Annotated in this window: 19 protein-coding genes; 9 read left to right on the top strand and 10 right to left on the bottom strand. The window is 70.5% G+C overall.

Translation table 11 applies throughout. From position 1 onward, the window contains the following. Window positions 1–173: 173 nt before the first annotated feature. The 8 genes from ACFZDJ_RS46665 to ACFZDJ_RS46630 form a co-directional block, all read right to left on the bottom strand. The gene (locus tag ACFZDJ_RS46665; RefSeq protein WP_319648249.1) at window positions 174–431 is read right to left on the bottom strand and encodes a hypothetical protein; all 258 of its coding nucleotides are present in this window, start codon (window positions 429–431) and stop codon (window positions 174–176) included. Between the two features lie 599 nt (window positions 432–1,030). Next, window positions 1,031–1,744, bottom strand: coding sequence for a ParA family protein (locus ACFZDJ_RS46660; protein ID WP_390928988.1), 714 nt, complete (start codon window positions 1,742–1,744; stop codon window positions 1,031–1,033). Window positions 1,745–1,926: 182 nt separating this feature from the next. Beyond that, window positions 1,927–2,499 carry a helix-turn-helix domain-containing protein gene (locus ACFZDJ_RS46655; protein ID WP_390928986.1) on the bottom strand — a complete coding sequence of 191 codons (573 nt, stop codon included), beginning with the start codon at window positions 2,497–2,499 and terminating at the stop codon, window positions 1,927–1,929. Next, window positions 2,496–3,971 (bottom strand): helix-turn-helix domain-containing protein, encoded by a 1,476-nt coding sequence (locus tag ACFZDJ_RS46650; RefSeq protein WP_390928984.1) that lies wholly within the window; start codon window positions 3,969–3,971, stop codon window positions 2,496–2,498. Before ACFZDJ_RS46650 ends, ACFZDJ_RS46655 begins: the two co-directional genes overlap by 4 nt. Before the next feature lie 620 nt (window positions 3,972–4,591). Then, window positions 4,592–4,864 carry a hypothetical protein gene (locus ACFZDJ_RS46645; RefSeq protein WP_391068534.1) on the bottom strand — a complete coding sequence of 91 codons (273 nt, stop codon included), beginning with the start codon at window positions 4,862–4,864 and terminating at the stop codon, window positions 4,592–4,594. A gap of 63 nt (window positions 4,865–4,927) precedes the next feature. Further along, window positions 4,928–5,368, bottom strand: a complete 441-nt coding sequence (locus ACFZDJ_RS46640) for a hypothetical protein (RefSeq protein ID WP_391068532.1) — start codon at window positions 5,366–5,368, stop codon at window positions 4,928–4,930. Further along, on the bottom strand, window positions 5,365–6,366 hold the full coding sequence (locus ACFZDJ_RS46635) for a metallophosphoesterase (protein ID WP_391068529.1): 1,002 nt from the start codon (window positions 6,364–6,366) through the stop codon (window positions 5,365–5,367). Before ACFZDJ_RS46635 ends, ACFZDJ_RS46640 begins: the two co-directional genes overlap by 4 nt. After that, window positions 6,363–6,608, bottom strand: coding sequence for a plastocyanin/azurin family copper-binding protein (locus ACFZDJ_RS46630; protein ID WP_391068526.1), 246 nt, complete (start codon window positions 6,606–6,608; stop codon window positions 6,363–6,365). The genes ACFZDJ_RS46635 and ACFZDJ_RS46630 overlap by 4 nt, the downstream gene beginning before the upstream one ends. Between ACFZDJ_RS46630 and ACFZDJ_RS46625 the strand changes: the two genes are divergently transcribed. The 5 genes from ACFZDJ_RS46625 (at window position 6,598) to ACFZDJ_RS46605 (ending at window position 10,398) form a co-directional block, all read left to right on the top strand. Next, window positions 6,598–6,756: a hypothetical protein gene (locus tag ACFZDJ_RS46625; RefSeq protein ID WP_391068523.1), complete on the top strand. Its 159-nt coding sequence runs from the start codon at window positions 6,598–6,600 to the stop codon at window positions 6,754–6,756. The two genes, ACFZDJ_RS46630 and ACFZDJ_RS46625, sit on opposite strands and share 11 nt — an antisense overlap. Window positions 6,757–7,277: 521 nt before the next feature. Then, window positions 7,278–7,880 (top strand): sigma-70 family RNA polymerase sigma factor, encoded by a 603-nt coding sequence (locus ACFZDJ_RS46620; RefSeq protein ID WP_390928974.1) that lies wholly within the window; start codon window positions 7,278–7,280, stop codon window positions 7,878–7,880. A gap of 25 nt (window positions 7,881–7,905) precedes the next feature. After that, window positions 7,906–8,685 carry a zf-HC2 domain-containing protein gene (locus tag ACFZDJ_RS46615; protein WP_390928972.1) on the top strand — a complete coding sequence of 260 codons (780 nt, stop codon included), beginning with the start codon at window positions 7,906–7,908 and terminating at the stop codon, window positions 8,683–8,685. 545 nt (window positions 8,686–9,230) lie between these two features. Beyond that, window positions 9,231–9,665, top strand: coding sequence for an ATP-binding protein (locus tag ACFZDJ_RS46610; protein ID WP_390928971.1), 435 nt, complete (start codon window positions 9,231–9,233; stop codon window positions 9,663–9,665). 199 nt (window positions 9,666–9,864) lie between these two features. Next, on the top strand, window positions 9,865–10,398 hold the full coding sequence (locus tag ACFZDJ_RS46605) for a hypothetical protein (protein WP_391068520.1): 534 nt from the start codon (window positions 9,865–9,867) through the stop codon (window positions 10,396–10,398). A 75-nt stretch (window positions 10,399–10,473) separates the two neighbouring features. On the opposite strand, the gene ACFZDJ_RS46600 is transcribed toward ACFZDJ_RS46605, so the two are convergent. Together ACFZDJ_RS46600 and ACFZDJ_RS46595 are read right to left on the bottom strand one after the other, a co-directional pair. Beyond that, on the bottom strand, window positions 10,474–13,332 hold the full coding sequence (locus ACFZDJ_RS46600) for a CHAT domain-containing protein (protein WP_391068517.1): 2,859 nt from the start codon (window positions 13,330–13,332) through the stop codon (window positions 10,474–10,476). Then, entirely contained in the window at window positions 13,332–13,643 is a 312-nt protein-coding gene (locus tag ACFZDJ_RS46595; protein WP_099944492.1) for a hypothetical protein, read from the bottom strand. Before ACFZDJ_RS46595 ends, ACFZDJ_RS46600 begins: the two co-directional genes overlap by 1 nt. 154 nt (window positions 13,644–13,797) lie before the next feature. On the opposite strand from ACFZDJ_RS46595, the gene ACFZDJ_RS46590 reads away from it, so the two are divergent. The 4 genes from ACFZDJ_RS46590 (at window position 13,798) to ACFZDJ_RS46575 (ending at window position 18,297) form a co-directional block, all read left to right on the top strand. Then, window positions 13,798–14,196, top strand: coding sequence for a hypothetical protein (locus tag ACFZDJ_RS46590; RefSeq protein WP_391068515.1), 399 nt, complete (start codon window positions 13,798–13,800; stop codon window positions 14,194–14,196). Continuing rightward, window positions 14,193–15,101, top strand: coding sequence for a hypothetical protein (locus ACFZDJ_RS46585; protein WP_391068512.1), 909 nt, complete (start codon window positions 14,193–14,195; stop codon window positions 15,099–15,101). Before ACFZDJ_RS46590 ends, ACFZDJ_RS46585 begins: the two co-directional genes overlap by 4 nt. Before the next feature lie 246 nt (window positions 15,102–15,347). Then, the gene (locus ACFZDJ_RS46580) at window positions 15,348–17,399 is read left to right on the top strand and encodes a phosphocholine-specific phospholipase C (RefSeq protein WP_391068509.1); all 2,052 of its coding nucleotides are present in this window, start codon (window positions 15,348–15,350) and stop codon (window positions 17,397–17,399) included. Window positions 17,400–17,451: 52 nt separating this feature from the next. Further along, entirely contained in the window at window positions 17,452–18,297 is an 846-nt protein-coding gene (locus ACFZDJ_RS46575; RefSeq protein ID WP_391068506.1) for a phospholipid scramblase-related protein, read from the top strand. Window positions 18,298–18,299: the final 2 nt, after the last annotated feature.

The following is an 18,299-nucleotide window of genomic DNA, read 5'->3' as shown; positions in this document are numbered from 1 at the left end:
TCCGGCATTGAACCTTCCCCAGGTGCCTAGAGGCGAGCTCGTCTTGCAGCTCGGTAGTGATGGCACCTCCGAGCGACCCGTCGGACACCCCCTAGTCGACTAGTGGAATAGTCGGTGGGACGGGTGTCCGCGAACGAGAGCGTTCGCGGACACCCTGGGAGATGTACGCCGCGTCAGAAGCCGCGTGCGGTGAGCCATTCGTCCAGGGCGACCGAGACGATGTCGCCGATGGGCAGGTGGTCGAGTTCGTTGTCGAGCGCGAAGCGCTTGATGCGCTTCTTAAGCTTCAGTGCGGCGGGGACCGATGAGTCGAGGCTCTCGCGCGTGATGATGCGCTGGTTGAGGATGACGGCCGTCTCGGGGATGTCCTTGGGGCGGCCGGGGCCGTGAGCCCACGGTGTTCCCTCGCTGGGTGCTGCCTCCGGTTGCACGTATCGCTCCTGATGTGATCCCGGGCCATCGGTCCTCACCGGGAAAGCGGTACCGCCTGGGACCGTAGGAGCGGCCGGGCGAATGGCCACCTCGGCTGCCGGAGCCGCACCGGAAGCCGCGGACGTGACAGGCGACGGGCCATGCTGTGCAACAGGTTCGGTCGGCTGCGTGGGCTGGACCGCCTGTGGTCCAGGCTCGGCAGCCGGGACCACAGGCGGCATCTGCCGCTCCACCGGCTCGCCACTGGTCCCTGTCCCCGCCGCAGGGGCGACGACGTCCGGGCGAACCGACTGACTTACGGCCGGCTCCGGCACGGGGCCGCTCGGCGTCTCGGCATTCGGCTGCACGGAGACCTGTGCCACTTCGGGTACCGCGCCGGTCCGGCCCTGCGCCGCCTTCTCGACGAGAACGGCGGAAGGTGCGGGCTGAGCCTGCGGCTCGCCGACAGCGGGACGGCCTTCGCCCGGGGCAGCGGCCTGTTCGGCGGCGAACTGCTCGGGGGTGAGCTCGGCGGCTGGGGGAGGGGGCGGCGGGGTTGTCTTCTTGGCCCCGCCGAGGGTGCGACCGGTGCGGCGGGCTGGGGGCTTCATGCGCTCGCTCATGCGGTGAGTTCCTTCATCAGCTCGGCGTACTCGCTCAGCTCGGTCGGGATCTCGCCGAAGGCCTCCATGTAGTACACCCAGGAGTGGATGGTGGTCTCGGCGAGCGGGAACGCCTCGTCGCGGTCCGGGCCGATGCCCTCGCCCTGGTCAGGGTCGAGGAGTTGGTCCTTTGCCCGGCTGGGCAGGCTGGTGCGGTCGTCGGCCTTGACCAACACGACGTGGGCGGTGACGCCGTGCTCGTTGCGTGCGGCGGCGCGCTCGGCCTCGTCGAAGGTGGCCACGAGCTTGCGGCGCTCGATCTTGGTGGGGGCGACCGGCACGAGCAGCAGGTTCGCCTCGGTGACAGCCTCGTGGAAGATGCGGGCGCTGCCGCCGCCGGCGTCGACCACGATCGCGCCGAACTCGGCGCGCTTGGCGCGGATGTACTCGGCGATGTCGTCGAACGGGTACCGCTCGACAACCAAGTTGGCCGGGATCTCGAAGCCGGCGGCCTGGGCGACCTTGAACCAGTCGTAGGCGGACTGGCTGGTGGCGTCGGCGTCCAGCAGCAACGTGGGCAGGCCGAGGACGACGGCGTAGTAGAGGGCGATGAACCAGGCCGAGGTGGTCTTGCCGGTGCCGCCCTTGAGCATGCCGACGACGATCACGAACGCGTCCCAGACGTGTTCTGTGGCTGCGGCCAGCGTCTTGTGACGGGTGTTCTCGTTCACGTGTGCTTGATCTCCTGAATCGGGAAGGGGTGTTGTCTCGTGCGGAGCTGTTCGGTAGGCACGTCGGCGTGCGGACAGGGGAGGTGCCCGCGCGCCGTGGCTGCAGCCGGGATGGCCTTCGGACAGGCGGCGCAGCTGAGGAATTCGGTGGGCGGAGCGATGGAGAGCGCCGTCGGGTGTGCTCATGGCCGTTCCCTTTCACGGCGAGTGGGGCCGTGGCGGTGTTGGGGCCGCATGGGGGTGCCTGCTTGGTGCAGGAGCCGGTAGACGGTGGCGACGGAGTAGCTGTGCTCCCTGGCGAGTTCCGGCACCGTGGCTCCGGCCTCGTACCGGGCGCGCAGGGACAGCGCGAGCTTGTGCCGTTCGGCGGCCCGCGCTGCGGCGCGCATCCGCAGAGTCTGCTGGGTGGTGCGCACGGTGCCGCCGGCCTCGATCAGCAGGCGCCGGGCAGCACGTCTCGTCTCTCCGGCGCCTGCCGCGAGTTCGGTGAGGGTCGCGCCGTGCTGCTCGTAGAGAGTGCGCAGGTGGGCTGCGAGTCGCTTGCGGGCTTGTGGGTCCTGGCGCATCCTGCGGGTCTGCCACGACGTGCGCATCACGGTCCCGGCGTCGTGCAGCCGGTTGAGGACGGTGCCGTAGGACAGGCCGCTGGCGGCGACGAGTTCGTCGACCGTGGCACCGGACTCGTACTGCTCGCGCAGGGCCCGGGGCGTCACCGCCTCGCTCGCGTCGGAGGTGAGTGGGGGACGTGGGTTCATGCGACGGACTCCCATTCGCTGAGGGCTTCGGCATGGGCAGCGGCCAGCTCGTCGTAACTGCGCTGGTCTGCGGGCGTGATGAGGATCAGGCGGCCGTCGGTGGCGACCCGCCAGTCGGCGGCCGGATGGCCTGTGACCGGGTCGAGGACCCGCCCGTCGGGGGTGTGCCACGTGGGTGGGATCTCGTCAGGGCGCGGCGTTGGGACCAGGACTGGGTTGCCGTCGCGGACGACGACGAGAGCCCTGCTGCGGTGCTCCGCAATCCGGTCCAGTGCCTCCTGGTAGGCCGCCCGCTCGGCCGTGTACAGAGCTTTGCGATGGGCCGCGACGCCACTGGTGCCGTGCTGCTCGGCGATCATGTCCCAGCCCTGTGCCGGCGCTGCGGTGTGGCCGGTGTCCGGGTCTTGGAGGCTGTCACCGAAGCCCTCCAGAGCACGAGGCGCGAGGGCCCAGGTTTCTCCGGTGTGCTGGACGAGGCCGTGGTCGGCGAGGCGTTTGAGGGTCCGGTAGGTGGTTGCGCGGGGGACCGAGGAGGTACCGACGAGCTCGCCGATGGTCTGGTCCGGGCGCTGGTGCAGAGCACTGATGATCACGAGGGCGGAGCTGCCGAGGCCGTGGTGGGCGAAGGCGTCGTGGCCCATCAGACGGCCGAGGACGGTGGAGTCGATGTCGGCCGTCGTGGCCGTCTCAGGGGTGGGCCATTCCTCAAGTGCCGGGTCGGGGGGGTACTGAGTGGTCCGGAAACGAGACGGCCGAGCGTCCAGGTACCAGGTCGAGCCTTCGCGGCCGTGGCCGACCCGCAGTCGGCGCAGCCAGCCGTGGGGCTTGAGGACGGTCTCATAGACGGCTCGCAGCGTCGTGCGGGAGATGCCAGCTTCTTCGGCGGTCTGCCGCTCACTGGCGTGGTGCAGGGGGCCGCCCGCGATCTCGGCGAAGTTCAGGTGTGCCCGCAGCACCCGCAGCGCGGTCCGTCCTCGCTCACCACGCCACGGTGTCGTCTCGATCCGGTCGCGCAGTGACGCGAGGACCTCGTACGCGTAGTGCCGGGAGCTCAGCGCGATGGTGGTGCTGATCGTCTTGGAAGCGCTGTTCCAGACCCGGCGGATGTAGTCCAGGGCGCGCGATTGCCCGGAGCGCAGCGCGATGCCGCGAGTGTGCCGTCCGCCTTCGTGCTCGGGGTGCAGCAGGAGTTGGGTGAGCTGGTCGATGCTGCCGCCGGCGCGGGCGACGTGGCAGGCGATGGCCGCGGTGATCCGGTGGCCGTGCTCGGCTGCGCCCTGGCGGTCCCCGCGCGGGATCACGGTCCGCCCGTCGGAGGCGAGTCGGCTGTAACTGCCGGTGGCGTAGCGGCCGGTGAGGTCGCCGAGCAGAATGAGATCGGTTGCGGCCGACGGCAGTTGGGCGTGGCTGACAATGCCGCGGAATGCGGTGGAGTTTCGTTGAGAGAGGGCGTGATGGGTGCTGTCTGCCACGGTGGGGTCGTCTCGCAAAGACGTGGACGCCACCCAGGCCCGCTAAAACCATGGGTGGCATCCGGAACCGACCTCCATCGGCGCCGGCAAGGTCCCCAGGATGGCCGTCCTGGAAGCCCTCGTAAGCCCGGACCGAGCGGAGGCAGGCATCCCCATCGCAGCTCGACCGAGATCGAAACAGAGCACCGCCAGAGTCGCACACACGTGATCCACACCGGCCAACTCAGGTCCCCCGGAGCCCAGTTGCAGAGGTCGCTGCCTCTGACTGCCTCCGAGCGACCCGGGTCGAACCGGGGTCGAATCAGAGCGATTTCCTCTGACTGCCTCCGAACGCCTCTGCAACCCGTCCTAGCAGGTCACAGCCTCATCGCCCCCACACAAGCGCAGGTCAGAAAGGTGCGCTAGCTGTACCACTGGTTCCTGGCGAAGGCGGTCATGTGAGGCATGGCGTTCCCGTCCCTGAGAGCGGGGCGCACTCGCCCCGCGTGCCGTGGTTGGATTCAGGGTCGTGACGCTTGCGGCCACTCGGCAAGGCGGCTTCTGCCAGGCGGAAGGGCTTCCGCGAAACGGCTGTTCAGGTGCGAGGTCCCAGGGCCGAGGAAGCCGTTCGGTTGTTCTGGTCAGCTCGGTCCGTGGTGGAGCAGGGCGGCCCTCAGGTAGTTCTCGGTGATCTGGTCGGCGGGGCGGTGAAGTGTCCAGCGGTGGACCTCGCCGTCCATCGGCATCACGGCGACGACGGTTGCCAGCGGTGGGCGGCCGACTTCGCTGCAGGTGAGTTGGCGGATTATGACGGCGGTGTCGTCGTCCAGCCCGAGCAGGGCGCGCACGGCATCCTTCAGTTCGCGGAGGTGCGGGCTCGACCGGGCGGTTCCTGGGCGCGGTTCCAGGTGCATGGGGATACTCCTTGGTTCTGGGCCATCCAACCGGGCCATCCCGAGCGGCTTGGCCGTGGTGGTTCAGTTGGTGGCCCGCTCCCGGAGGGGTGTCCTGACGGGTGTTCGGGCGGCGCGGTGTTGTCTTGTCACGGTCATCTGCCAGATCGAGAGGAGCAGCAGCGTGCCGGTTTCGGTGAGGAGGCTGAGGAGGGCTTGTGGGGCAGGCTGCAGGCCGCGTTCGGTGAATCCGAAGACGCCCACGGTGCGTGAGGCGGCGAAGCCGGCGAGGGCGCCGAGCGTGACGCCGGCTGCGGCGGCCCTCAGAAGCAGGGGTGGTGTCCCCATCAGCAGCAGGGCGGCGAGGGCGAAGGAGACGCTGGCCTGGAGCAGGAACAGCGGACCGATGATGTGGATGAAGCGGTACTCGTCGACGTAGAGCTGGGCGTGTATGTATCCGCCGGCGGCGAGGGCGGCGGCGCTCGCCGATCGCAGGGTGGGGGCAAGGAGTCTTTGGGTGTTCATGCCAGCCTCTGATCCTTGACGGCCAGTTCGCGGTCGCCCTGGCGGTAGCCGACGGTGCGGATGCCGAGTGCGTCCTTGAGCTGCCGGGCGGGGACGACCTGCGGAGTGGGAGCGGGGCCACGGCCCGGTTTGGGCAGGGGGTAGGCGGTGGTGGTGGCGGAGTGGAAGGTGATGTTGCCGTCTGTCTTGGTGAACAGCTGGTGGACGTGCCCGTTGAGACAGGTGACGGAGGAGAAGCGGCGCAGGAGGGCGATGATCTTGAGGGCGTCATCGGTGCTCCAGCCCCACTTCGGGTACATGGCGAACAGCGGGATGTGGCTGAAGACCACGATGGGGGTGTCCGACGACAGTCCGGCGATGTCCTTGCGGACGAAGTCGATCTGGTCGTTGCCGAGATGGCCGAGCTTCTCCAGGCTCAGGGTGTTGACCAGGGCGATGAAGTGCACACCGTGGGTGTCGAAGCTGTACCAGCCATCGCCGAGCGTGCCCATGCCGAAGGTCTTCCGGTAGGCGCGGCCTGCATCGCCGATGGAGTCGTGCTCGCCCGGTACGGTGAAGACACGGTCTGTCTGCATACCGGTCAGCATCTGCTTGACCTGGTCGAACTGGCCGGCCGTGGACAGGTGGGTCAGGTCGCCGCTGTGCATGACGAAGTCGGGCCTGAATCCGAGCGAGTTGACCTGGTTGATCGCTTCGGTGAATGAGCCGACCACGTCCGTGTTCGCCGGGCCATGGAACCCGATATGGCTGTCGGAGACCTGCACGAACCGCAGCGAGCCGTTCGCCGCCGCGGTGGCGCCGGCGGCGGCCATGGAGTTGGTCTCCCGGGAGTCGGCGATGTGGCTGATCACCTCTCCACTGGCCACGGTCAGCACCACGGCGCCGCCGAACCACCCCGCGTGGCGCATGAGTTGGCGCCGGGACATACCGTGCTCCGTGGTGGGCTGCTCGGTATCGTCGGCCGGTGCGCTGTCGTGACTGTCGTAGTAGCCGGTCATCGGGTCACCTCCACGGTGGCGGTCATGAACGGATGGATGGTGCAGAGGTAGGAATAGGTGCCGGGCTTGGTGAACGTGTAGCTGTAGGTTGCGTGGGTGTTCAGGGCTGGCGATTGCAACGGGCCGCCCGAACCCGTGCTGGTGACCGTGTGGGCGTCGGTGTCCTGATTGGTCCAGGTCACCGTCGTGCCCACTTTGACCTTGAGTGTGGCCGGGGCGAACGCGAAGTTCTTGATCGCCACGGCGTCCCCGGCCACCGGCGCGGCAGCCGCGCCCGTGCTCGGGGGGCTCATGGGCATGCTCATGCTGGGCATCGGCGAGGTGCCGGGAGCGGAGCTCGCCGTATCCCCCGGTCCGACGGCACCGGGCATCCCGGCCACCTGGTGCTGACCTGCTCCGGGTGTGATGGCGCCGGTTCCGGTGGACGAGGAATGCGACGACTGGCCGCATGCGCCGAGGAGCCCCAACGCGCAGGCGGTGGCGACGGCCAGCCCGGCCGCGGCGCGTGATCGCCGACTTGGTGTACGAAAGTTCAGGTGCATGGTGTTCGTTCCTCGCTGATCAGGCAGAGACGGGGGCATGTGCCCGCTGAGCGCACGCCACCGCAGTGATGTGTGGTGGATGCCGCGTCACGGCCGCGTGCCTTTGACGGATGGAGGAGGAGTGCCGCGTAAATCGGCTCTTGTCCGGTTCCACGGGCGGCGAGGGCGCTCGGTTCGGTAGATATGCACTTTTTATGATGATTCTTGATGATCTTCGTAGATCGGCCGGCCCCAGGTGCTCCGCTCGCGTGGTCTTGGCGGTGTCGTCGGACCCGGCAGGGGCGTGCCGCCCGCAGCGCTCACAGAGTGTCGCTGTCACCACGCCACGCGTTACACGACAAAGCAATACATATGCGCGATGATCGACTTATGCCCTGGAGTTCCCGAAAACGTGATCAAAGGACCGATCCGGATGACTCCGCGCACCGTGTCTCTGGTAAAGGGACCCTTTCGACCGCAGACGAGGAACTGCTGCGCACTCTGTACGCGGAGCACGCAGGCCCCCTGTTCCACTACGTGCTGCGACTGACCTCAGGAGACTGGCAATGGGCGGAGGATGTCGTGCAGGAGACGCTGCTGCGAGCGTGGCAGCATCCGGCCGCGTTCGAACCGGCACGCGGCCCGGCCCGGGCATGGCTGTGTACCGTGGCCCGGCACCTGGTCATCGACGCCCACCGGGCCCGGAAGGCCAGACCGGCCGAGGCCGGTGGCGAGGCGCTGGAGCGAGCCGCCGAGCAGGTATCTGGCGAGGACGAGATCGAGAAGGCACTGCAGAGCTGGGCGGTGGCCGATGCCATCCGGACGCTGTCCCCGGACCATCGCGCGATCCTGCTGGAGACCTACTACCGGGGCCGGACCATGGCGGAGGCCGCCCGGGTGCTGGGCATCCCGCTGGGCACCGTGAAATCGCGGACGTACTACGCACTGCACGCCCTGCGGCTGGCGCTGCTGGAACGGGGCATCGAGCCATGACCGTGGCATGCAGGAGGTGGCGAACATGAGCGCGGAGCACGACGTCCTCAGGGTGGTGCTGGGAGGATACGTCCTGGGCACGCTGCCCCCGGCGGAAATGGAACAAGCGCGCGCCCACCTCGCGGAATGCGCCGAGTGCCGGGCGGAACACGCCCAACTGGCGGGACTGCCCGCGCTGCTGGCGACGGTGACCGCAGCCGAAGCTGCGGGCCAGACGGTGCCGGCGGCCGGTGAGGACCTGGTCGACCGGCTGGTGGCGCGGGCGGCCGAGAGCGCTCAGGGCTCCTCGCCTGCACGGCCCACCGTGCCTGCGGTGCAGCAGGCGGGTGTGCTGGAGAGGCTGCTCCAGCAGGCCGCGGCCCGGCGCCGCAGGACCTGGCGTCTGCAACTGGCCGGTGCCGCCGCCTCCCTGACGTTCATCGCGGCAGCGGTCGGCGGCACATGGCTGGCGGCTGTCGGAACGGTGGGCAGTCAGGCGACACCGCCTGGGCCGACCGCGCCTACTGCCTGGCGTACCTTCTCCGGAAGCGATCCCGCCACCGGCGTAACCGCCTCGGTGAAGGTCTCACCCTCTGCCTGGGGCAGTGTCCTGCAGGTCTCCGCCAGGGGGGCGCCCGCCGGAATCACCTGCCGGCTGCAGGCGGTCGGGCCCGGCGGGGCCAGGGCGGACGGCGCCACCTGGCGGGCAGGCGAGTACCCTCCCGGCACCACGATCCCAGGGGCGGTTGCCATGTCTCCGGAAGCCATCGAGCACTTCGAGATCGTCGCAGGCAACGGTCAGAAGCTGGTCACGATGCAGGCGTGAGGGGCGTGGAGCCCGCCCGACGACGCGTCGGGCGGGCTCTCTGCGTATCCGGCCGACTCCTCACGGTGTGCCTGGAGGAAGGCGCGCCGGCTGTGTGTGGGTGGGCTCGGCTGTGGGGGTCTGTGGCGTTCTCCTCAACCTCCGCCCGGAGGAGGTCGAAGGCGGCGCCCCGGTCCTACTCGGGACGTGCCCGACGGCTCCCGGGAGCCGATCGCCCTGACTGTCGGCTCCCGCGAAACGGGCCGGTCCTCAGCCGCACTTGATGCGTGAGTGCCCCGACAGACGTGCACGCCCTCCGGATGGCCGGTGACGGCGTCCGGAGGTTCAGAAGGGCCTGGCCGAGGCGAGTGAGCTCGGCCCGGCCATCGGCATTGACCTGACTCGCAAGAAGTTGAGCAAAAGGCGTGAACAACCCGAACCGTTCGGCATGCGCCGCCCGTGGAACTGAATGAGCGCTCCCCTGCAGGATCCGGCCTACCGACCGCCCCTCGAAGTCATTGGCGGTTCTCCACTTTCCGGTCTCCGCACATCCACGGAAGAGCCAGATGATCATGTTTGTAACCGATTCCCCCCGCCCGAGCTCGCTGTCCACCCGGCACTGCAGTCACCAGGCGCTGCTCACCCTGCCCGCGCAGGAGGTGCACGTCTCCGCCGTTCGTCACTTCGCGGCCGATCTGCTGGAGACCTGGAGTGTTCCCGCGAGCGAACGGGACTCCGCCGTTCTCATTGTCGACGAACTCGCCGCCAACGCCGCCCAGTACGGACGCGAGCGCATGACTCTGCTGCTCGTCCTCGACGACGGCACTTTGCACATAGTGGTCAGTGACTCCGGAACGGCCGTGGAGCACGTTCGCCCCGACATCGCCCCGGACGAACACGGCCGCGGCACCGGCATCGTGCAGCACCTCGCACAGTCGACCGAGGTCCACCAGACGCGCGGCGGACGCGAAGTCCGCGCCTGCCTGAGTTGCTCGGCATGACCGGCCCCGGATCACCCGATGGCCCCACCGCGTGGGCCTTCGCGACCCATAGGCCGTGCCCCATCGACCGTTGCCCGGGCCCGGCGCAGGTGCTCGTGCCCTCCCCGGCGAACCTGTCGGTCCTCGACCACGGCGACCCCGACCAGGACACGGTGCTCTGCAAACGCTGCGGCCTCGGTGTACCGGCGGAGGTGTGAGCATGAGGGTCACCCCGAATACCGCAGAGGCCATCGACGCGCCGCCTGCGCACGAGGCGTACGCGAACGCCCCCGACCTGCGCCGCGAGATGCATCAGGTGCTCGCCCTCGGAGCCGAACGCGACGGCCGCCAAGTCCGGACCGTCACCGGCCCGCCGGTCGACGCGACGGCCGCCGAACGCGCCTGGCTGCTGCGTAGGGCTGCTCTCATGGACCGAATGGCCCTGGCCGGCCCCGGCCCCGGCCCGGACGGCGCCGCCGCACAAACCGCCGAACAACTCGTGCTCTACGACCGCCGTCATCCCGGCCTGGTGGCCGGCCCGCACCACCCCGACGCGATCACGCTCGACCGCAGCCGCCGCCTCTACGTGCGCCAGGAGTACGCCGCATGGACGGCCGCCGGGCGCCCCGGCACGCACCAGGAGGAGCGGCGCATGTCCGCCTTGCGCACCAGCGCCCCTCAGCCCTCGCCGCCGCCCCGTGCGCCCGTGCCCGCCCCCTCGACCGTGCCCGACCTCCAGTACCGGGCCGTGTGAGTTCGGCATCGCTCTGGGAACCCGGCTGCACCTTCGGCCGCGGAGAATCTTCACGCGTGCTTCGGGCCGATACGCCTAGGGCCCCACATGGATGTACGGCGCCCACAGGCTCGGGTTCAGGCGGTAGCCCTCGTCGGCGTCCCGGAGGGCGTGTACCGCGGTGTGCAGGGCGTATGCCGTATGGACGGGGAAGGGGTGTCGGGGTGCGAAGGCCGAGTAGAAGTGGTCGGCCAGTTCTTGGGAGGTGTCGTCGTCGACGGCCCAGAGGGTGCCGATGACGTGGATGAAGCCGGCCATGTGGAAGGCGCCGGTGATGTGCAGCGCCTCGTCGGCGTACTCGCCGCGGCCGCGGGTGGTCTCGCACGCCGAGAGGTATGCCAACTCCGCGGCCGGGAGCCGGAGCCGGGCGATGTCGGTGAGGGTGAGCGGGGTGGTGTCGTGGTCGTGCAGCAGGACCTGGCCGGTCGCGGCCCCGTCGTCGGCGGCGACGGCGTGGCAGGCGAAGTGCACCCAGGGGTGGTGGGGGAGCGCGTCGAGCACGGTCCGGCGTACCGCCTGCTCGTCCAGGAGCAGACGGGCGCCCGGTCGCGCGGCCAGCAGGGCGGCCTCCGCCCGCGCGCCCTCCAGCGGCACGAGCCCCGCGCCCGGCGGCGCCGGCACGGCGACCACCAGCGGGGCCGTGGGGGCGGTCGGCCGCCGGTCCGGTCGTGCGGTCTGGCGGCGCCGGGCGTGGACGAGGCTGTTGACGGTCGGGGCGTACGAGCTGACGGCACGGTCGAGCAGGTTGTCCCGGTCGTTCTCGTGGCGCCCGGCCGCGTGCAGGGGCAGGGCGGTCAGCGGACCGGTGGGGATCCACCACATCCGTCCCGGGGACTCCCCGCCGGGCCCGTCGTCGGCGCGGCGCCCGAGCGCGTCCAGGACCGGTTCGGCCACCGCCGTCCACAGCCAGGCGAGCGTCTCCCGGATCTCGGACTGGGCGTCGCGCTGGCGGGACAACGGCTGGGTGGCGTCGCCCGTCGTACGGACGGCGACGAGGAAGGCGTCGGCCCGGCGGACCACCTCCGCATGGCTGAGCCTTGTCAGCGGTACGCACCGCACCCGTCCCTCGCGCAGGACGAGCGCGTCGCAGCGCAGCGGGCTGATGTTGACCATCACCACCGGGCCCTCGTCACCGAGTCCGGCGAGCATCTCGGCGGTGCGGGGGAGCCGCAGGAAGTCCCTGAAGCCCGGCTCGCGTCGGATCGCCGCCACGAGCCGGTCCCACCGTTCGGCCAGGGCGTGCCGGTCCTCGCCCGCGAGCGGGGTGCCGGGCGCCGGGTGGCCGGCGCCGGTCCCGGCCGGTCCGGACGAGATGAAGGCGGCGGCTTCGGGGCGGTCCAGCTGGGGGAGCAACCGGGCGTACTCGGCGGCGAGTTCGTCCGGTAGCCGGCTCAGAAGGTCCGTGGTGTCCGTGCGGGCGTCGAGGGCTTGGGCGAGCAGCACGCCACGGCCCTGCTCCAGGAGCCGCAGCGCGAGTTCGGGGTCGGCCAGCTCCAGCGCACAGGCCGCCGCGTCCTGCGCGAGACCCGTGAATTTGCCCAACTGGCGTGCGCGGTCCATGCGTCCGATGCGGTACGACGCCGTGCGCGGCAGCAGTTCGACCGCGAGCCGGAACGGTTCCATGGCCGCGGCGTGGTCGTCGGGCGAGCGGCTCTCACCGCCGCCGATGACGCTCAGCGCCCACAGGTGCGCGCAGCCCACCCGGACGCTGACGTCCATGGTCGGGTCGGACGCGGCCTTCCGGTACAGGTCGATCGCCGCCGCAAGGGCGTGCGGATCGCCCTCGGTCACCGCCAGCGTGCCCAGGGCGGAACCGTGGTTCAGCAGGGCGATCCCGCGCAGCGCGTGCCCTTCGGGGGTGGTGGCGTACGCCTCGGTGGTCGCCCGGACCCATGCGCGCACGGCCCGCCGTTCGCGGCGCGTCGGACGGCGTTTGCCGCCACCGTCGAGAACCCCGGGTGCGGGCGCGGCGACATCTGCCGCGCCGATCAGTTCCAGACGCCGTACGGTCGCCAGCACCGCGTTGCGCTGCACCAGGTTGGGATGCCCCGCCGGGGTCGCGGCGACCGCCCGGCGGGCGGCCCGGGCGGCCTCGCGCAGGTCGGCGGGGTCCGCCCGGGCCTGATGGCGCTCGGCCAGGATCGAGGCGAGGTTCGACAGGAACCGTGGATACAGCCGATGACGCCGCGGGACTGCGGCGAGGACCGCCCGCGCCAGCGCAGCCGCCTCGTCGAGCGCCTCCGGGGCGCCGTCGGGAGACTGGTGGTGATGCAGACGCAGCGCCTCGGCGAGGTTGGAGCGGGCCCAGGTCTGCTCCTGCGTGCCCGGCTCGGCGCAGGCCACGGCCGCCCGGAAGGTTCCGACGGCCTCCGCGAGCGCGGCGGAGTCGCCGTGCAGGTGATAGAGGCTCAGCAGCGCGTCACCCAGGCTGTCCAGACGGTTGGAGCGTCGCGCGCCCCCGGGCGGGGTCGAGTCGAGGGCTGTCCGGATCGCGTCGACGGAGGCGGTCAGGTCCCGGGCGTCGTGCGTCCGCAGCCACCGCAGCCGCAGCGCGCCCGAGAGGTTCGTCCAATAGGAGGGCGTGGCGACGGTGACCTCCGCCCCGTACGGGGCCAGGGCCTCGCGGAACAGGGTGATGGCCCCGTCCAGGTCGGCCGGTTCGCCGAACCGTTCGTAGCGGGACCACAGGGATGTGCCGACCCCGTTCATGGCGGCGCCGCGGAGGTCGATGTTCTGTGTCCTGTCGAGCACGGCGTCGAAGAGGACCAGGGCCCGTTCCAGGTCCGGGAGCCGACCGGTGCGCTCGTACCGGGTGTGCGACTCCTCGGCGGCGCCGAGCACCGCGAGCAACTGCTCGTACCCGGGTGCGCCGAACAGGTCGTACGGGGCGGACATCAGGAACCGTGCTGCCCGGGAGAGCCCGGAGCGTCACGCTCGTCGCGCTTCTCGCGGATGCGTCGGGCCATCAGCGCGCCCATCGGCCCGTTCCGGTCGAACCATGCGGCGGCCTCGTCGTCGCGCCCCAGCGAGAGGAGGGTCAGGGCGAGATTGGCGGTGGCGTCCTGGCTGCCTTGTTCCGCCGCCTCGGTGAGTACCTCGACGGCCTCCTCGAGGCGCCCGTCGAGCCGCAGCTTGACGCCGTACTGGTTCAGCGCCTGCGGGGAGCCCGTCTCGGCCGCCCGGCGCAGCTCGGCCTCCGACGGCATCGCCCGGAACGTGAACCGCGGTCCGTCCGATCCGTCCTGCTCCGCTCTCCGTGCCCGCGTGCGTCGATGCCAGAACATCGGCATCACCCCCCGTGACCGTCGGTGATCGCCCAGTATCCTCTCAACTCGGTTGCTGTGTAGGGAGGTTGCAAGGATGGCGGAAATCCGCACCGGCGGCGGCGACGGCGAATCGAGGGCGGTGCGGTCGGACATCTGCGCACGGCTGGACGAGATCAGGGGCTTTGTGCCGGTCGAGCGCCGGCCGGAGTTGGAGGAGATCCTCGGGGCGCTGCGGGGGAGCGGCGACCCGGCGGGTCCACAGGCCGCCCTCCACCGACTCCTGCGCCGCTGCGGGGTGGCGACCGGATTGCGCGCGTTCACCCGGGGCGCGGGCATCGGTGGGCTCCCGGCGGCCGTGGAGGGGCACCCGGTGGTGGAGGCGTACGTCTGCCCGGGGGACCGCTGCGACCGCCGGGCCCCGGCCCGGAACCAACCGGTGCCGGAGACCTGCCGTCTGTACGGCGAGCCGATGCGCCGCCGCAGGCTGTCATGAACGCCGTGCTCGCGGAGTTGGGCAAGAACCTGGCCGCGCGCTGGCTCACCCACCTCGTCCCCTCGGGGCTGCTGTTCCTCGCGGTCGCCGGGTCGGGGCGGCTGCTGGGCCAGGCGCACTGGTACGACGTCGGCCGGGTCACCCGCGCGCTCGACGAACTGGCCGGGCATCCGGCGAGCCGGTCGACCGGCGGTGTGGTGCTGGCGGCCTCCGCGACGGTGATCGCCTCGGCCGGACTCGGCCTGCTCGTCCAGTCGCTCGGCGGGGCGGTGGAGCGGCTCTGGACGGGGCACTGGCCCCCACCGGTACGGCCGCTCGGCGGGCGGCTGACCGAGCGTCGCCGAGGGAGGTGGCGGGCGGCCGAGGACGCCTACGCGCGGGTGGACGCGCGAGCCGTCGAGCAGGGGCCGCCCCTGGATCCCGGCACGGTCCGCGAGCTCGCGCGGCTCGCCGCGGTACGCAACCGGATCTCCCTGGTGGAGCCCGCCCACCCCTGCTGGACCGGCGACCGCGTCCGCGCCCTCGACCTGCGCGTCCACCAGGCCTACCGGCTCGACCTCGACTCGGCCTGGTCCCGGCTCTGGCTCGTCCTGTCCGCCGACACCCGCACCGAACTGCGCACCGCGCGGGAGGCCTACGACGCCGCCGTCCGCCTCACCGCCTGGAGCCTGCCGTACCTGCTGGTCGCCGTCTGGTGGTGGCCGTCCGCCGTGATCGCGCTGGGCTTGGCGACGCTCGGAGCGCGCCGGGGCCGGTCGGCGATGGACGCCTTCGCCGAACTGGTCGAGTCCGCGGTGGACCTCCACGGCCGTGACCTGGCCCTCGCGCTGGGCGTGGACTGCCCGGGCAGGCTGGACCGGGAAGCCGGCCTGGAGATCACCGCACTGCTCCGCAAGGGTGCGTGAACGCGTGGCTCGGTGCCGTCTTGGACCGCTGGGGCGCCTGAATCCGTGGCCCGGGCCGCCCTGCTCCGCAAGGGCGCCTGAGACCGCGCATCGGCGCGGACAGCGCGCACGCTGGTGTTCGCATCGCAGACTCCTGTGCGTCACACCACCGCCACGGGGTCTTCCCCGACATTCGTTCCTCTTGGAACACTCCCCCCGCGCAGGTCCCATCCACAGCACCACGTCAGGACAAGAGGTCACCCAGTCATGCCTCAAGTGAACCGACGCCGCTTCCTCCAACTCGCCGGTGGCACCGCGGCGTTCACCGCGCTGTCGAACAGCATCGAGCGCGCCGCCGCGCTGCCCGCGCACCACGGGTCCGGCACGATCGACGACGTCGAGCACATCGTCGTGCTGATGCAGGAGAACCGGTCCTTCGACCACTACTTCGGCTCGCTCAGAGGCGTCCGCGGTTTCGGTGACCCCCGCCCGTCCACGCTGCCCAGCGGCAAGTCGGTCTGGCACCAGTCGGACGGCACCAAGGAGGTCCTGCCCTTCCGGCCCACCGCCGACAACCTGGGCCTGCAGTTCATCCAGGACCTCCCGCACGGCTGGAGCGACGGGCACGCCGCGTTCAACGCGGGCAAGTACGACAAGTGGGTGCCCGCCAAGTCGTCGACGACGATGGCGTACCTGACGCGTGAGGACATACCGTTCCACTACGCGCTCGCCGACGCGTTCACCATCTGCGACGCGTACCACTGTTCGTTCATCGGCTCCACCGACCCGAACCGCTACTACATGTGGACGGGCTACACGGGCAACGACGGCAAGGGCGGCGGCCCGGTCCTCGGCAACGACGAGGTGGGCTACGACTGGACGACGTACCCGGAGCGACTGGAGGCGGCCGGGGTCTCCTGGAAGATCTACCAGGACGTCGGTGACGGCCTCGACGCGAACGGCTCCTGGGGCTGGATCCCGGACGCCTACCGTGGCAACTACGGCGACAACTCGCTGCTCTACTTCAACCAGTACCGCAATGCAAAGCCCGGCGATCCGCTCTACGACAAGGCGCGCACCGGCACCGACGCCCGCAAGGGCGAGGGCTTCTTCGACCAGCTGAAGGCCGACGTCAAGGGTAAGAAGCTGCCCAAGATCTCGTGGATCGTCGCGCCCGAGGCCTTCACCGAGCATCCCAACTGGCCCGCGAACTACGGCGCCTGGTACATCGCTCAGGTTCTGGACGCGCTGACCTCCGACCCCGAGGTGTGGGCGAAGACGGCCCTGTTCATCACCTACGACGAGAACGACGGCTTCTTCGACCACCTCGTGCCGCCGTTCGCGCCGCAGTCGGCCGCGCAGGGCAAGTCCACGGTCGACGTCGGCCCGGACCTCTACAAGGGCGACGCGAGCCGTGCCGCCGGACCGTACGGACTCGGCCAGCGGGTGCCGATGCTCGTCGTCTCGCCATGGAGCAAGGGCGGGTTCGTCTGCTCCGAGACCCTCGACCACACCTCGATCATCCGGTTCATGGAGCGCCGCTTCGGCGTGCACGAGCCGAACATCTCGCCCTGGCGGCGCGCGATCAGCGGCGACCTCACCGCCGCCTTCGACTTCTCGCGCAAGGACACCAAGCCGGTCGCACTGCCGGACACCGACGGCTACCAGCCGCCGGACCACGACCGGCACCCCGACTATGTGCCGACCCCGCCCGCGAACCCCGTGCTGCCCCGGCAGGAGCGCGGCTCGCGCCCGGCCCGCCCGCTCAAGTACGCGCCCCTCGTGGACGGTTCGGCGGACGCGGCGGCCGGGAAGTTCACGCTCGCCTTCGGTTCGGGTGCCAAGGCCGGCGCCGCCTTCTTCGTCACCTCCGGCAACCGCACCGACGGCCCCTGGACGTACACCACCGAGGCCGGCAAGACCGTCTCCGACACCTGGAACTCGGCGTACTCCAGCGGCTCGTACGACCTGACGGTGCACGGCCCCAACGGCTTCCTGCGCGTCTTCAAGGGCCCCGGCAAGTCCGCGGGACCCGAGGTCACCGCGCGCCACGTCGACGGGAACGTGGAGCTGACCTTCACCAACAAGGGGTCCGGCACGGCCGAGCTCAAGCTCACCAACGGCTACGGCGGGCGGCCGAGTTCGTTCAAGGTGCGGGCGGGCGCGACCGTGCGGCACACGGTGGACCTGCGGGCGAGCCGTCGCTGGTACGACCTGACCGTCGTGTCCACGGCGGACGCGGGGTTCTTGCGGCGGTTCGCCGGACATGTCGAGAACGGTCACGCGGGTGTGAGTGACCCGGCGATCCTCACCTTCTGATGGATATCTCGCCTCTGGTCAAATTCCGGCCAACTCACGGTAGTGTGCCCCGGTGACCACGCATTCGAACACACCTGCAGGTTGGTACCCGGACCCGCACGGGGCGCCCCAGACGTTGCGTTACTGGGACGGCTCGCAGTGGACCGAGCACACCAATGCGGACCAGGCGGCCCCGTCGGGGCCGGCGGTTCCGCAGCAGGCCCAGCAGCCGTACGGACAGCCGTCGGCCGGTCCCGACCCCCGCGTGCAGAAGCAGGTGCAGCAGCAGGCGGGTGTCGCGGGTGGTGGTGCCGGCGGTGGCACCCTGTTCACCGAGCCGGTCCTGGTGGTGAACCAGAAGGCCAAGCTGATCGAGCTGACCAACGAGTACAAGGTCATGGACCAGCAGGGCAACCTGCTCGGCGCGGTCGTCGAGGTCGGCCAGAGCGGTCTGAAGAAGGCGCTCCGCTTCGTCTCCAGCCTCGACCAGTACATGACGCACAAGCTGGAGATCCGTGACGCCCACGGGCAGCCGGTGCTGCGGCTCACGCGTCCCGCGAAGTTCATCAAGTCGCGGGTGGTCGTGGAACGTCCGGACGGGCAGCCCGTCGGCGAGATCGTGCAGCAGAACATGATCGGGAAGATCAACTTCGCGATCAACGTCAACGGCCAGCAGGTCGGCGCGATCAAGGCGGAGAACTGGCGCGCCTGGAACTTCGCCATCGTCGACCACACGGACAACGAGGTCGCCCGGATCACCAAGACCTGGGAAGGCCTCGCCAAGACGATGTTCACCACGGCGGACAACTACGTCCTCCAGATCCACTACCAGCTTCCCGAGCCCCTGCTGAGCCTCGTCGTCGCGACGGCGCTCACCGTCGACACGGCGCTCAAGCAGGACGCCCGCGGGCTGGGCTGAAC

It is taken from the genome of Streptomyces sp. NPDC007896 (genome assembly GCF_042959425.1).
GTDB lineage: Bacteria > Actinomycetota > Actinomycetes > Streptomycetales > Streptomycetaceae > Streptomyces.
This window is presented reverse-complemented; position numbering and strand designations above follow the sequence as displayed.

Excerpts from the sequence above, each read along its gene's own strand:
- ACFZDJ_RS46595 (WP_099944492.1), bottom strand. The coding sequence starts at position 13,643 with ATGCCGTCGGAGGCCGAGCTGCGCCGGGCGGCCGAGACGGGCTCCCCG.
- ACFZDJ_RS46600 (WP_391068517.1), bottom strand. The coding sequence starts at position 13,332 with ATGTCCGCCCCGTACGACCTGTTCGGCGCACCCGGGTACGAGCAGTTG.
- ACFZDJ_RS46605 (WP_391068520.1), top strand. The coding sequence starts at position 9,865 with ATGAGGGTCACCCCGAATACCGCAGAGGCCATCGACGCGCCGCCTGCG.
- ACFZDJ_RS46580 (WP_391068509.1), top strand. The coding sequence starts at position 15,348 with ATGCCTCAAGTGAACCGACGCCGCTTCCTCCAACTCGCCGGTGGCACC.
- ACFZDJ_RS46645 (WP_391068534.1), bottom strand. The coding sequence starts at position 4,864 with ATGCACCTGGAACCGCGCCCAGGAACCGCCCGGTCGAGCCCGCACCTC.
- ACFZDJ_RS46655 (WP_390928986.1), bottom strand. The coding sequence starts at position 2,499 with ATGAACCCACGTCCCCCACTCACCTCCGACGCGAGCGAGGCGGTGACG.
- ACFZDJ_RS46615 (WP_390928972.1), top strand. The coding sequence starts at position 7,906 with ATGAGCGCGGAGCACGACGTCCTCAGGGTGGTGCTGGGAGGATACGTC.
- ACFZDJ_RS46635 (WP_391068529.1), bottom strand. The coding sequence starts at position 6,366 with ATGACCGGCTACTACGACAGTCACGACAGCGCACCGGCCGACGATACC.
- ACFZDJ_RS46620 (WP_390928974.1), top strand. The coding sequence starts at position 7,278 with ATGCCCTGGAGTTCCCGAAAACGTGATCAAAGGACCGATCCGGATGAC.
- ACFZDJ_RS46585 (WP_391068512.1), top strand. The coding sequence starts at position 14,193 with ATGAACGCCGTGCTCGCGGAGTTGGGCAAGAACCTGGCCGCGCGCTGG.
- ACFZDJ_RS46590 (WP_391068515.1), top strand. The coding sequence starts at position 13,798 with ATGGCGGAAATCCGCACCGGCGGCGGCGACGGCGAATCGAGGGCGGTG.
- ACFZDJ_RS46640 (WP_391068532.1), bottom strand. The coding sequence starts at position 5,368 with ATGAACACCCAAAGACTCCTTGCCCCCACCCTGCGATCGGCGAGCGCC.
- ACFZDJ_RS46610 (WP_390928971.1), top strand. The coding sequence starts at position 9,231 with ATGATCATGTTTGTAACCGATTCCCCCCGCCCGAGCTCGCTGTCCACC.